This window comes from Otoolea muris (assembly GCF_943193115.1).
GTDB lineage: Bacteria > Bacillota > Clostridia > Lachnospirales > Lachnospiraceae > Otoolea > Otoolea muris.
Genome location: NZ_CALPCY010000003.1, coordinates 167,991 through 181,612 on the forward strand (window position 1 = coordinate 167,991; position 13,622 = coordinate 181,612).

Genomic DNA, 13,622 nt, shown 5'->3' on the forward strand with positions numbered 1-13,622 from the left:
GGATTTCGTAGAATACATTATTCTACGAAACACGGTATGTGAAAATTTTTTATAAAATCTGATTGTTTTGTTTGGAAAATTAAATTAAGAAATACACAAAGATATTTATTGAAATTTTTAAACATTTCTGATAGAAAATCCCATTGAAATAACGAAAGAAGCGTAGTATAATGGAGAAAAATTTCTTAGATTAATGTATTCTACGAAACACGGCGGCAATTTCCAGTCAAACAGCCAGGGAAAATTTAATCCTCCCCGCTAAAGTTCATGACATTCGATGTGAACTACTACCGGATATCTCAACAGATAATGATACAGAAAACAAAGAAAGCGCAGGAAAAACATATGTAAATTTCCTGCGCTTTCCCAGTCAACACCCCCGCGACAGAGCAGCAGGGGTGTTGAGCCTCGCGGCAGTCGCCAAATGTGCATGCAAGCATGCCCACCTGGCTCGTTTCCCGCGGGAATAAACCGCTTAGACGCATAACGGACATGGCCCGATCCGCCTCACCCGAAAATCCTCCATCCACAGATAAAATTATTCCTCCACCAGGATCCCAGAGAGCGGTGTACCACCTTTCCATTGCTGGAGGACGCATCGATCACCGTGCCTCCCCCTGCCACAATCCCCACATGGCCGCTGACCACAATGATATCCCCTGCCTGCAGATTGCCAAAGCTGGTGATCTTCGTATATTTTCCCACGCTGCGCCATCCTGACGAGGTTAAGTAGCTCTGTCTGACTCCGGCCTGATTTAAGCACCAGTATACAAATCCGGAACAGTCAAAGGAATTCGGCCCCTTGGAGCCGTAGACATACGGACATCCGATCTTGGAGCTGGCAATGGAAATCAAAGCGCCTGCCCCGCTGCCGCCTCCGGAGCTGCCGCCTGACGATCCGCCGCCCGAAGAACTCCCGCCGCTTTTTCCGCCTGAATTTCCCGAACCGCCTCCGGACGACGAGCCGCCCGAATAGCGGCGCACATCGCTGCCTGTCAGCTTTGCCATGGTCTTCATGCCTACGGAGCCATCGCTTGCCAGGCTGTTATTTGTCTGGAAATTCTTAACCGCTTTCTCTGTCACCTCTCCGAAGTACCCGGTTACGTGGGACGAAGAGAGGTAGCCGTATTTGCTCAAAAGCTGCTGAACCCGCTGCACGCTGTCGCCCTGATCGCCGAGCGACATGCCGTTAGGGGCCGCATCGGCGCTGTTTAACACAGCTCTTGTAGACGGCCCCAGATATCCGTCCACCACCAGATCGTTTTTGGACTGAAACTGTTTCAGCGCAATGGACGTATCCGTGCCGTATGTCCCGTCCGGTTCTGTGGTCAGGTAACCGAGCTCCCTTAAACGCGCCTGCGCCGCCTGGACCACTTCGCTCTTGTCGCCGAAAGCCAGCATATTGGGCTTTATCTCATCGCTGTAGAGAAGATTTATGGTCTGACGCCCCACCTTTCCATCCGGTTCCAGATCATTGACCTCCTGGAGCTTGATGACCGCTTCCTGGGTCTTGTCGCCAAAACTGCCAGTCACCAGATCTTCCGTGGCCAGATAGCCAAGCTCGTACAAACGGCTCTGAATCCGCCGTATGTCTTCTCCCTGATCGCCGTTTCCCACCGCATAATATTTTGCGCCGGGATCCATGAGCGCATCCCGCGTGGAGGGCCCTGTGATCCCGTCCTCAGGCAGTGCGTTCTGCCGCTGAAAGGTTTTGATGGCCGCTTCCGTCACGCTTCCGTAATAAGTGGTAGGCTCGTCATTTTCCATAAATCCCAGCTCCATGAGCCGCGCCTGCAACGCTGCCACGGATTCATGCTCCACCCCCGGCCGGTAATACTCCGGCGCAGGGTCTGGCTCTGGTTCTGTCTCCTCCGGCGCCGTTTCATACTCAGAGCCTTCCCCGGGCAGAATACCGGCGCCTCCCAGAATCCAGTCTTCCTGGGAAGAGTCTCCTTCCATGATGTCCGAACCCTCTTCCAAAGGCTGCGCGGAAATGGACTCCTCTGTCTGCTCCCCGCTCTGCTTTCCGGCGCTCCCGCACCCGCTCAGGCAGAATGCCATTGAAACTGCCAAAAAACTTACCGCTCCGGCCTGCCAGAGCCATCTATGTATATTCATAAATCAAATCTCCCCGTATTTTCTCAAAATTTTTATCTGCTCCCCAAAAACGTGTTCCTAAAATACTCTAAAATGAATGTTCCCGGAATTAGTAAATGAAATGATGAAAGGCAGTCTGCCTGCTCTGCAAATGCATACTCTGACGCAGCCATCTTCCCGCCTTCTTCTATAAAGAATAGAACGATCTTTTTGAGATGTCAAATGTTTAATTTTTACGATATTCTTAACTTGAAATAATGTGTAACCGTTCAGACTGCAGGAAATCCGGCGTCTGAACTCTTACAATAATATTACCGTGTACACCCTCCGCCGGATTGAACCAATGGCATTTGTTAAGAAGTAACTGTTCACACATCTTCCGGAACAGTTCATGATATATGAATATAATTTCAGACATATACGCTTGTTAAATTCCCAATTATATAGTAAACTATATGTATTGGTTTTCCATAATTCAATCTTATTCATTATTGGAGGATCTGTTTATGAAAAATGAAAATGCAAAAATTGTTTTATCCACTCTGGCCGCTTTGCTGTCAACGATTCTATCTGATGCGATTCCAAATCTGTACATCCGGCTTGCTTTCATTATCTGCTTTGTCGCAGGGCTTATGGCTGTTCTCAGCGCTCCCTCCGAAGAAAGACGCCATAAAAAGAAGCTTGCAGCAGGTATGTGCATGGCCGCGTCCTTCCTGCTCCTCATGTCATCCACGCTGACGAATGATATCACAGCCAGGGATTACATTATGCATGTACGAAATTTCTTCATCCAGAAAGACGGTGATGCGCTAACCTACGCATCCCATTATCAGCAGATGCGTTCCATCAATCAGAGTATTGACAAGCTGACTGCTGATTTTAAAAATGAGCCGTATAAACAAAAGCTGGATGAATTAGACGATAATATCCAAAAACTCATTTTTGATATCGATACATACCGATTTTGGGAGGACAAGGAAGATCAGCAGGAAGTAGACGCCATTCTGAAGGAAATCAGAAAGGAAGGCAGCCCGTTCCTCACCCAGCCGCTGAATGAATATCAAACAGAGATCGCTTATAAATTGTATCTGAGTATACTTCCTTATCATTATTACAATATCATCAAGGCAATGGAACCTATGGGAATTGACTGTGCGGCATATGAAATTGATGAGTACAAACTTATAATGTGGGATGCGGAACGACTGTTTGCCTATTATAACATGAAAAAAAATATGGAAACAAAACTGGCCGAAAACCCAACTTATGAATTATTTGAGCAATACTATAATGATTATAAAGTCCGGAATGAACGGTATGAGGATGATCTTGATTATAAGAACTGGCGCTTTAAATTAAGCGATGTGGATACAAACTCCATCATGGCCCGTCTGGACACACAGATTATGTCTTATTTTAATAAATTCAGTATCAATTTTAAGCCGTCTGTGACCAAAGCGATCGCCCATGCCGCCGCTTACAGATAAACATTCCTGCCTGCTATGCCTTATATCATGGTTTTTAGCGGTGTATAATTCAACAGGCAATTATTTAAAAGGGGAAGCAATTTTATGAATACGGAAGAAAAGCAAACAAAAAACGAAAACCTCGAATTCATTCTGTCTATATTGACCACAATGCTCTTAACGCTTATCTCGAAAGATATAGCCAGCCCATTTTGGAAAATCATCTTTATTTTGTGTTATGTGGCAGGCGTGACGGCCTACCTCACCCTCCCGGATCCTAAAAAACGGAAATGGACTGCCTGCCTGTGCGGGCTTGCCGCCGCCCTGATCCTGATCCTGTCCAGCTATGAGGCAAATATAACCTTTCCTGATATGATAGCGCACATCGGTGATTTTTTCAGCAATGGAAAAAAGGATCTGGAAATTCATACCATTTATCAGACAGAACTGGCCAGTATGGAACAGAGCCTGGAGAAGCTGTCCAATGAAATAGACGATTACACACAAAATGAAGCGATGCTTGAACAAATCAGCACCCGCATGGAGCAATTATCCCAGAGTATGGATATCAACCGCTTCTGGGACAAGCAGGCTGACGATGCGGAAGTGGAAAACATAATACAGACAGTGAAGGCAAAACGGCAAAAGTGGGAAAACGACCCGTTTCCTGATTTGGCCTCCGATAAGCATCAGATTGAACTCATGTATAAAATGTGGCTGGCCAGCGAACCTTATCGTTACTATAATCTTGTGCGGGCAATGGGATCCATGGGAATTGACTGCGCGGCTTTTGAAATCAATGAATATACGCTGATGCTGTGGGACACGGAGTTTTTGTTTGATGTATACAATATGAGAAAAAGCCATGAGAATAATCTGGGAGAAAATGTGTTCCATGAAGTCCTGTACGAAAACTTTAACCAATACAGAGCCAGCACACAAAAGCACAGCGATACCTTTGATTACGGAAACTGGGGATGGGATTTTAATAATAACCGCACCGATCAGATTATGGAGTTTCTGGACGGCATTATCATGGATCATTGTGAAAAGATGTATATTAATTTCGGCCTCTGACGGATGGCGCGCTATACATCTGTTATTATACTGCAGATTATAATTCGTTCTGTTTTCTACAAACTTTTAAAAACACAGGATTTCCCCCATCCGGAAATCCTGTGTCTGAATGTCAGGATGCCAAGCCTCCCACACGGCCCAAACGGTTCCTGTCCTTTATATTTTCTGCCCGTCTCCACCGCCGCTGTACGCTACATCCTGCGCCACGTCAAATTCCGTCCGTTCAACATACGCCTGTTTTGTTGAAAGCAGAGCCGCCTCCTCCAGCATTCCCAGCCTGTCCATAAGCCCCTGGCACAAAGCTTCGCGCCTTGCCTCGTCAATGAACAGAGAGCCCCTTACAATCTCCCTCAATTCTTCGTCGATCCCGTTAAGCGCCGAAAAATCCAGCCAGCTAAAATCCGTTACCAGCCGGATCTGCTCGTCATGGCTGTTCTTAAATGGCTTACAGACCGCTTTTGCCCGGGCATGTATCATCGGCAGCGGTCTGTCAAACCAGAGGGACGTACCGCTGTCATAAATCGGGGCTGCGCCGATATACTCCAGCGTATCCGCTCTGCGCACAACGCCAAAATTATTCAGGTGCCTGTCCTCATTGACAATCAGATAATCCAGCGCCAGCATCCGGTTCACAGCGTCCTTTGCGCCCCCAATTCCCAGCCGGCTGCAGCAGTCAAGATAATGGCGGTATACGGATACATGGTTCGGCTTTTTGGCTGTTTTCATGATATTCCATGCGGAAATCAGCTCCGTATCCGGCGTTATAAAATCCTCGCACACGCTGTATGGATAATCCTCCTCCAAAAGCAGGGAATAGGAAACGTGAGGGATATCCAGCCGATCCATGATCCGGCTGGCCAGCGCCTCATTATACGGCTCCTGTCGGGCAGCGCCGCTGCCGCCCTTTATCAGACACCGTTTCCCATCTATGATTTTCCACTTTTTCCTCAGCCAGCCGTCGGATGTATTGTCCGGGGACATCAGGCTGATTTCGGCGCTGCCCGGTTCCTTGCCAAAAAGGATATTTCCCACATCCTCTGAAAACGGATTATCAAAAAAGTTGACATTTTCCCATAAAAGAGACGAACCTGCGGGGCGGATCCAATATTGGTCAGACAAACTCAGGCCCAGGCATTTCTCCAATAGAAGCTCGGGAGCAGACACTCCCAATTCTGACAAGGCCGCCCTTATCCCGGAACGGCTCGCCGGGATTGCGCGTCCCCTCCACCACTCGTTTAAACTTCCGCGGTCCATGCTCCCCTCTCTCGCCGGAACGCCCACCGGCGCATGAGCCGCCTCATAAACCGCGCCGATTGATATGATTACGCCGGAAGCGGTGTCCAGCGCCAAATCGGCTACAGGGATATTTTTGTGCATCAGGGTATATGGTTTCATTATCTCTTTTATTCCCTCGCTTCCTTGCTGCTTACAGTGCTTTGTTTTAAATCATATTAGTTAAAGACTATAATGAATTTCCACCTGTGCGGTTGCAATCCAATAACTTGGCTGCATGCCATTTATGGCAATGCAGGCAAGACATTGGATTAACAACCCGCTCCCAAATGAGCAAAACGCGGATGCGCAAGCAGCGGCATCCCACATAATCCGGCATATGGGTCTGTGCCCTGTGCTCCGGCTTCTGCTTAAACCGCCTTCTCCGGTTCAAGCTCGGAAGTGCAGTTCGGGCATCTTGTCGCATCGATTGCTATCTCACTTTTACAGAACGGACACTTCCTGACGGCGGCTGCGGTTTCTTCCTCCTTTTTTTTGGTAAGCTTATCGCCCATGCCATTTACTGCTTTCATAATCATAAATACGATAAACGCCATAATGAGAAAGTTTACCACCGCGGTAATGAATTTCCCATAATTCAGCGTTACCTCGCCGAGCAGGTTCACCTGCAGCCGATCAAAATTCATACCGCCAAATAATCCAAGCAGCGGATTGATGATGTCTTCCACCAGGGAAGTGACTATACTCGTGAAAGCGCCGCCTATGATAATGCCGACTGCCATGTCCATGACGTTGCCGCGCGCGATAAACGTCTTAAACTCATCCATAAATTTCTTCATCTGCAAATCCCTCCTAAATTTAAATATCCTGGTAAGTATACCATATTCTTTTTTAGAATAGCAACACTATTGCAAATTTTCGCGCGTATACGGTAACAAGGGCGGCCCTTAAAACTTAGAAACTGTCTGGAAATAACTTGTGAATAGTAAGGAGCTGTACAGAAATAACTCTTGCACAGCTCCTAACTGATCGAATACATTTTAACACCTAAACCCGGCTCCAAATCAATACCGCAAAATCCGTGATCACATATTCTCATCCAGCGCCGGAACCTCTTCCCCGAGCTGTTCCTTCCCCAGCTCGTTGATCCTCGTATTTCCGGCCTCCCCGTACTGATATAACTGGTCGAAAAACTCGATAGCCGCCCGGATCTTCGTCCGGAGCAGGTATCCGCCGGCCTGGGTGGCCCTGGCGATCGCGTCCACTGACACGCCGGGGCTCCAGTCATAGGCGCGGCCATGGAACTCCTGCACCCTTGCTAAAACCTGCCGGATCTCATCGTTCGTGAGCGGATTGAGCTGCGGCGCTTTCAGAAGCATGTTCAGCACGCTCCTGGCCGGCTCCTGCTCCTCCGGGTAGACGGCGGCCAGGTTTTCAAATTCATGCTTGCTCTCAATCACATCCTCAGCATACGACGAACTCAGGGCAAACATGGTAAACACTGACTCCAGGCTGCGGTCCGGAAGCAGGAATTTCGCCATATTCCGGTATGCATTCAGGCGCGCCTTTTTCCCCAGACGCCCCATCAGCTCCGCCTCATCTATCAGAATCACCCATCCGTTATACCCAAGCCCGGCAAACAGATGGCTCATAAAGGCGAAATAGTCGGCGCAGTGCTTTGTCTTACTGAATGTTGTGTTAAATTTCACGGTCTGGCTGAAAATCCGTTTATAAATCTGCTTTAGCGGCGCATTGGCGATAAAATCCCCCTCCAGATCCGCCTGAAGGAGAAATTTTTCCTCCTGATCCTCGGTGCTCATATACGCCTTTAACAGATAATAGAGCTTATCCGTCGTCAGCTCCTTTGCCGCGTACGGAAGCATCTCGCCGGCCAGGGGGCTGTTCGGCGTCAGCTTTTCCAGAACCTGGATAAAGCCCGGCTGCCGCCGCATAGGGAGGTAGGTGTTATTCATCATCTTCTGGTAGAGCAGATACAGCTTGTCCATGGGCGTTTCCTTGCCAAGGGAGAGGTAGGAAACCACCATATTCCCGGAATGGGCGAGATGAAAGACCGTGTTCAGCAGATGCGTCTTTCCCTCCCCATATTTTCCGGAAATAACCATGCCGTCCGGGCGGCCGCTCTCCGAAACCCTGTCCAGGCGGCCGGAGATTTCCTTCATGAGCTGCGGCCGGGCTTCCGAAAAATACTGGCCGACGGCCCGGGAGGGGATCCCGGAACGCAGCGCCTCGATCACACGCCTCGCTTCCATATCAAACATACGCCTCACCTCCAAGGGTTCTTTCGTTTACCATCCTGGGAATGCCCACTCCGCCGAGGCCCGCGCCCTCTAAAATCTCCTGCGCCTCCTGCCTGGAAATCACCCGCGCGTTCGCGCCGCCCTCCTGTGCATGAACCGCGGCCGCCAGGCGTCCCGACATATCTGTCAGAACCTCCGGCGTATACGCCTGGGCCGCCAGCCTGTCTAAATCGGCAATATCCGCAAAGCGGTTAAAGTGCTCTCCCACGATCTCGTTCTGGAGCCGCATCCACAGCGCCTGGTACGATTTAACACCTGTATTCTCATTGTCAAACAGCTCCCGGTCCGCGGCAAACAGAAACATGATGTTTCTCAGGCTGTCTATCTCGTCGATCAACTGGCGTATGCTTTCATATGTATCCTCGCGCCGCAGCTTTGTATAATGAAGCGGGGCCAGGCTGGATCGGCTCAGCAGGATATCCACGTCATCCACGCAGACAAGCAGCCCGGCACGCCCGCTGATGCGGACCGCCTCCGCGAGGGAGCGCAGCATATGGCGCGCATTGTAGCGCGTGATCCGGCTGGGCGACAGCCCCAGGGCGCGAAGCAGCGCCAGCTTCACCGTCTTGTCGCCCCGCAGCCAGCCGAGAAGGAGCTCCTGGTTCTGCCGCTCCAGCACCGGATGGCCCAGTATCCCGCCGGTCAGCAGGCTGCACGCCAGGGCGAAATTATTGTCCATCAGAGGATTTTCCAGAAAAAGCTCTTTAAGCTGCAGGCGTATCTCGCGCCTCGTCAGCGCATCCCCCATGTCCCGGGACGACAGGTAATCCATAAACGTCATGCCATCCGGAATCTCATCCGCCCCGTAGCCCATCCGCGCGATGACCTGCCTGGCACAGCCGCGCAGGCACTCCATCAAATCGCACTGGCGCAGAATTTCCACATAAATATCCTTAAAATCATGGAGCCAGATATCCTCTGCCGAAAAATCGGCCGTCTTATAATCCAATTCCTCTGCCATAACAGAAAAAAGCTGCAGGAAATGGCTTTTCCCGCTGCCTGTCTTTCCGGTTATGAACTTTATCTTGCTGCCGCCTGAGGCGATATACTCCTTTAAATACCGATCCGCCCAGAAATCGGCCAGGAAACCGATCCCGGCCGACAGCTCCCTGACAAGGGATCCCCTGCCCGGCGCTTTTCCCTCCAAAAGGAGCTCCTCCGCCGACGGCGTATAGAGTAAAACGTCCGCCCCGGACGCCGTCTCCAATGCCATATTTTCCTCCATTCCAACAGGATGTACTCTCGGAATCTCTCTGCACCTGCTTTTGCGGCTGATTTTCCGCCAGATGCACCCAAATTTAATCAACGTACGCTCCACGTACGCCTCATAAATTTGTGCACATCTGACAAAAAATCATCTCACAAAATCAGGCACAGCGAGATTCCGAGAGTACATCAGGCATGTACCCCGGAAGTCTCTCCGCGCCGTAACAGTCAGACAACCTGAACTATTACTCCGCGCCTGCCCTGGCGGCCGATTTTCCGGGAGTACATCCGGCGCTTTCCCGCGCGCGCCTGTTTCACCAAATGAGTTTATAAAGAACTGCCGCCGGACAACCCGCGGGCTATATGCGGGTTATTCAGTGACATCCTAACCCTCATAGAAACGGATGGTCGCCAGAAAATGCTCGTTCCCGCCCGAATCCAGGATCCGGATCGCCTTGCTGTTCTCACGGTTGGGCCCGAACTGAATCTTTCGCCCGTTCTTTGTCGTAATCTCATCCACACAGGCATACAGGCGCGCCAGATCAAACGCAAAGCTCTGCTGATCGTAATCCCTGCGGAACCTCCCCATGGGAACCAGGTATTTATAAAGACTTGAAAGGTAGAGATCCGCCTCCGGCTGCTTCCTCATCTTAAGGAGCGCCAGATCATAGGCGTCCGCCAGTTCATTCGCAAACGCCTGCGCGTTGAACCCTGCCTTCATCAGGCGATCCTGCCCGGCCTTCACGGCCTGCACAAAGCTCTGCGGACGGACACAGGAAAAACGCTTCCGGTCCAGATACACATCCTGATTCTCCGCGTCCAGCCGCACCTTATATGGAAACATCGCAAATACCGGATATTCCCCCGTCACGTCGATCCCCTTCTCCCGGCACAATTCCAGCATCTGGGCGGTAAAATCACCGCTTTCATAGTATTCCTTTCCGTCAAAGGCCCTTACCGCCTCTGAAAGCCGGGACGCAGCAGCCGCCTGTTCCTGCAAAAGATCCGAAAAACCGGCCAGATTCCTGGAAAGGCTCCTGATATCGCCCGATTCCGTATCCCTGGCGACTGCCTTGTAAAGCTTCTGGAGGGAGGCAAGCGCGTCCTTCATCCGCTTCTCCAGCGGCACAAGCTCCTCGTATAAATCTTCGTAGTTCATGAATTTCTCCGTTCCTTCATATTTATCATACATACATAATTTCTGGATCAGTATACTAAAGATAAGGGGGTAAAGCAACCTTTTTTGACATAATTTTACAAATTTCTCTTATTGTTGCTGTTCAGGCGCAATGTTATGGGCTCTGGCGGCCCTCTCACAAAGAACTCACCGCCCCTTCGCCATCTTCCGCATACAAATCCAGTAATTCTTCTCCCCCTGATCCTCCGCCCTGCGTATCCTCTCCTCACACGCCGCCTCGCTCATCAGCCAGTCCGATCGCGCAAGGCCCAGGGACAGGCAGCGGCGCGCCTCCCGGATCAGCCGTTCATCCGTATACGTTTTGCACACCTCGCTCAGCACAACCTTTGCCGCCTTCTCATACGCGGGATGGACAAACGCGTCCTCCTGCGCCAGATACGACAGATCGCAGAGTGTAAAACGCTCCGCCTGATCCGGAAGAAATGCGCTGTTATCAGTTGATTCAGGGATATAAAAATAATACAGGCTGGCAAAATCCTTTCCCTCCCGGCAGCGGAGAATGCGGCCCAGGCGCTGGATTCTCTGGCGGTTTACCGACGTACACGACAAAACAATCCCGACCCCGGCCCCCGGCGCGTCAATCCCCTCGTCAAGGGCGCGGCAGCACACGAGGATGCGCAGCTCCCCGTCGCGGAAACGGCCAAGGATATTTTTCCTGGCCTGCGCCGTCATACCGGAATGGTAGCAGCCGACACGGTTCGGGTATTTCATCAGCAGCGCGCGGTATACTGCTTCCGCCTGCTGGATCCGCTCTCCGAAAACCAGGATCTGCTCCCGGGGATCCAGCCGGTCCGCCAGGCTGAGCGCGCACGAAATCCGGGACGACGCCATATGGGTGACCGCCTGTCTTCTGTAAGAGAGATTCAGGAATACATTAGCATAGGAAGAAAGCCGGTTCTTATCTTCCCCTGCAATCCGGCGGACGGCGGCGAAAAATGCCTGCCGATCCAGCGTTTTTAAGTACGGAAAGCTTTGCAAAAGCCGCCTGCGGGAGAGAGACAGCTTCTCGCTGATCTCCTTATATTCCTCCATTTCCTCACAGGAAAAGGACATTGCAATCTGAAAAATGGAAAAATCACAGATATGTTTCTCCCTGGCTGCCCGGGAAAAGCCGTATTGATAGATTTCCCTGCCCAGGGCAGATGTAAGGACAGCGCTCCCGCCGCCCGTCAGAGGAGTGGCGGAAAGGCCAAGACTATGATAGCGGCCTTCAAGATCCGCGCCCGCGCGCAGAAAATCAAATATCTTCTGGTTCTCAGGGCTGGCATAATGGTGGCATTCATCGGCGATCAGCAGGACATGAAAGCCGGCGCGGATGTCGGCCAGAATATGGCGGGCCAGCGCGTAACGGGCCGAATTGATCACATAGATCATGTGGCGCCGGCCCGGATCATCCCTGCGTTCACTGTGGTGAAAACCGGGCCGCTGATGGAACGCGCCGCAGCCCGGAAGATACGTCCTCATGGCGGCCTCCCACTGGGCGGCCAGCGCAGATGTGGGGACAACGACCTTTACGCGCAGGGAAGCGGCCGGAGAAACACTCTGCAGATGCTTTTCCAGCAGCCTGGCGCCATACAGCGCCATAATCGTCTTCCCCGCCCCGGTCACAACATTCACAATCCCGTGAAAATCGTTGTCCCTCCAGGCGCGTATACATTCCTTCTGCCACGCATATAAACGCACGTTTATCCTCTCCCGTATGCGGCGGCACCCTGCCGTCATCAGGACGGCTGCGCCAGGCTCTCAAGCGCCTCCTCATAGAAGCGTTTCGTCTCCCGGTCAAAGCAGACCATCTCGATCTCCATCTCCTCATGCCCCTTTAAAAACTCCAGAATCGTCTCCACCGCGATCCGGGACGCCTTTTCAAGGGGAAAATGATAGATCCCGGTGCTGATAGAGGGGAAAGCGACCGTCCGGCACTGATATTCGGCAGCCAGGGCCAGGCAGCTCTCATAGCAGCTCTTTAAAAGCGCCTCTTCGCCGTTTCTCCCTCCGTTCCAGACCGGCCCGGGCGTATGGATCACATACCTCGCGAGCAGGCGGTAGCCCTTTGTCAGCTTCGCCTGCCCCGTTTTACAGCCGTGAAGCAGCCTGCATTCCGCAAGAAGCTCCGGCCCCGCCGCGCGGTGGATCGCCCCGTCCACGCCGCCTCCGCCCAGAAGGCTTGTATTGGCCGCATTCACGATCGCGTCCGCATGGCTTTTCGTAATATCTCCCAGCGTAATCCTCAGCATAGTTCTCCCTCTCTCCGCTTACATGTGCTCCCCGAAGCCCTGCAGAATCAGGCGCGGCGAGACTGCGGCATCATAATTACTTCCGGCCGCAGCACTTTTTATACTTCTTGCCGCTGCCGCAGGGACACGGATCGTTGGGATAAATCTTCTGCTCATTGCGCACCGTGCCGGACGCCTTCTGCTCCCTGAACAGCTCCTTCCTTCTCTCCGCGTCCAGGATCGAATCCCACTGGGGAAGCCCATAGAGCCAGTCCGCCTTGGCCTCGACCATGTTATAGTAGAGCTTTTCCGGATCGATCTCGATTTTAACAGGCGTGTCCTCCTCCATAGTCTCAATCGGGTTCTCATACCCCTTTAAGCTCTCGTTAATCCCGTCCAGGAACCCGGTCATGATAAAGACCTCTGTCCCGTACCGCTCCGCCAGCTCCTTCACAGTACCTTCCACTACCTGGGCCGGGTCAGACAGCAGCTTTTCGTAGATTCCCTTCTCAATCTTAAAATAGCGTTCCCAGAGCTCGTTCTTTTTCTTATCGTCCAGCCCGTCCCCATACGCCTGATTGCGCCAGTTTTCTAATAATGCCATAGGTTATATCCTTCCTTTTTCCATAAAATATTTTTGCTGCCGCGGCAGCCCGTCTTTAGTATATAACAAGACGGGGATTTTTGCAAAATATTTTTGGCAGGCTCCTCGCGATTACCAATCTCATGTATGTAACGGTTCAGATAACCTCTGAACCAATGGTAATTAGATAAGCGAAGTGAAAGATTGCGGGGCGTTATTTGTCGTGAGAGG

General features: G+C 51.4%; 11 protein-coding genes. 2 read left to right on the forward strand and 9 right to left on the reverse strand.

From position 1 onward, the window contains the following. Positions 1-507: 507 nt before the first annotated feature. Positions 508-2,118 (reverse strand): C40 family peptidase, encoded by a 1,611-nt coding sequence (locus NFS31_RS03765; protein ID WP_251491767.1) that lies wholly within the window; start codon positions 2,116-2,118, stop codon positions 508-510. 485 nt (positions 2,119-2,603) lie between these two features. Here NFS31_RS03765 and NFS31_RS03770 point away from each other — a divergent pair, with 485 nt between their 5' ends. Both NFS31_RS03770 and NFS31_RS03775 read left to right on the forward strand, forming a co-directional pair. Next, entirely contained in the window at positions 2,604-3,584 is a 981-nt protein-coding gene (locus NFS31_RS03770; protein ID WP_251491769.1) for a hypothetical protein, read from the forward strand. Between the two features lie 84 nt (positions 3,585-3,668). Further along, positions 3,669-4,640 (forward strand): hypothetical protein, encoded by a 972-nt coding sequence (locus tag NFS31_RS03775; protein WP_251491771.1) that lies wholly within the window; start codon positions 3,669-3,671, stop codon positions 4,638-4,640. Between the two features lie 156 nt (positions 4,641-4,796). Here the strand turns inward: NFS31_RS03775 and NFS31_RS03780 are convergent, their stop codons facing one another. From NFS31_RS03780 to NFS31_RS03815, 8 genes are all read right to left on the reverse strand, one after another. Then, positions 4,797-6,035, reverse strand: a complete 1,239-nt coding sequence (locus NFS31_RS03780) for a HipA domain-containing protein (protein ID WP_251491774.1) — start codon at positions 6,033-6,035, stop codon at positions 4,797-4,799. 248 nt (positions 6,036-6,283) lie between these two features. After that, positions 6,284-6,712, reverse strand: coding sequence for a large conductance mechanosensitive channel protein MscL (gene mscL / locus NFS31_RS03785; RefSeq protein ID WP_251491777.1), 429 nt, complete (start codon positions 6,710-6,712; stop codon positions 6,284-6,286). Positions 6,713-6,958: 246 nt separating this feature from the next. Beyond that, positions 6,959-8,152, reverse strand: a complete 1,194-nt coding sequence (locus NFS31_RS03790) for a BREX system ATP-binding domain-containing protein (protein WP_251491779.1) — start codon at positions 8,150-8,152, stop codon at positions 6,959-6,961. After that, complete coding sequence (locus NFS31_RS03795; RefSeq protein WP_251491781.1) at positions 8,145-9,404, reverse strand: BREX system ATP-binding domain-containing protein; 1,260 nt, start codon at positions 9,402-9,404, stop codon at positions 8,145-8,147. The genes NFS31_RS03790 and NFS31_RS03795 overlap by 8 nt, the downstream gene beginning before the upstream one ends. A 378-nt stretch (positions 9,405-9,782) precedes the next feature. Next, a complete protein-coding gene (locus NFS31_RS03800) occupies positions 9,783-10,556 on the reverse strand; it encodes a hypothetical protein (protein ID WP_251491783.1) in 774 nt (257 codons plus the stop codon). Positions 10,557-10,721: 165 nt separating this feature from the next. Continuing rightward, positions 10,722-12,278, reverse strand: coding sequence for a DEAD/DEAH box helicase (locus NFS31_RS03805; RefSeq protein WP_251491785.1), 1,557 nt, complete (start codon positions 12,276-12,278; stop codon positions 10,722-10,724). A gap of 38 nt (positions 12,279-12,316) precedes the next feature. Further along, on the reverse strand, positions 12,317-12,829 hold the full coding sequence (locus NFS31_RS03810; protein ID WP_251491787.1) for an O-acetyl-ADP-ribose deacetylase: 513 nt from the start codon (positions 12,827-12,829) through the stop codon (positions 12,317-12,319). Between the two features lie 76 nt (positions 12,830-12,905). Continuing rightward, positions 12,906-13,412 carry an SEC-C metal-binding domain-containing protein gene (locus NFS31_RS03815; protein WP_251491789.1) on the reverse strand — a complete coding sequence of 169 codons (507 nt, stop codon included), beginning with the start codon at positions 13,410-13,412 and terminating at the stop codon, positions 12,906-12,908. Between the last annotated feature and the right edge of the window lie 210 nt (positions 13,413-13,622).

What these genes read in the sequence shown, in the direction of transcription:
- NFS31_RS03765 (WP_251491767.1), bottom strand. Translation starts at nt 2,118, where the DNA reads ATGAATATACATAGATGGCTCTGGCAGGCCGGAGCGGTAAGTTTTTTG.
- NFS31_RS03770 (WP_251491769.1), top strand. Translation starts at nt 2,604, where the DNA reads ATGAAAAATGAAAATGCAAAAATTGTTTTATCCACTCTGGCCGCTTTG.
- mscL (WP_251491777.1), bottom strand. Translation starts at nt 6,712, where the DNA reads ATGAAGAAATTTATGGATGAGTTTAAGACGTTTATCGCGCGCGGCAAC.
- NFS31_RS03790 (WP_251491779.1), bottom strand. Translation starts at nt 8,152, where the DNA reads ATGTTTGATATGGAAGCGAGGCGTGTGATCGAGGCGCTGCGTTCCGGG.
- NFS31_RS03775 (WP_251491771.1), top strand. Translation starts at nt 3,669, where the DNA reads ATGAATACGGAAGAAAAGCAAACAAAAAACGAAAACCTCGAATTCATT.
- NFS31_RS03800 (WP_251491783.1), bottom strand. Translation starts at nt 10,556, where the DNA reads ATGAACTACGAAGATTTATACGAGGAGCTTGTGCCGCTGGAGAAGCGG.
- NFS31_RS03795 (WP_251491781.1), bottom strand. Translation starts at nt 9,404, where the DNA reads ATGGCATTGGAGACGGCGTCCGGGGCGGACGTTTTACTCTATACGCCG.
- NFS31_RS03780 (WP_251491774.1), bottom strand. Translation starts at nt 6,035, where the DNA reads ATGAAACCATATACCCTGATGCACAAAAATATCCCTGTAGCCGATTTG.
- NFS31_RS03815 (WP_251491789.1), bottom strand. Translation starts at nt 13,412, where the DNA reads ATGGCATTATTAGAAAACTGGCGCAATCAGGCGTATGGGGACGGGCTG.
- NFS31_RS03810 (WP_251491787.1), bottom strand. Translation starts at nt 12,829, where the DNA reads ATGCTGAGGATTACGCTGGGAGATATTACGAAAAGCCATGCGGACGCG.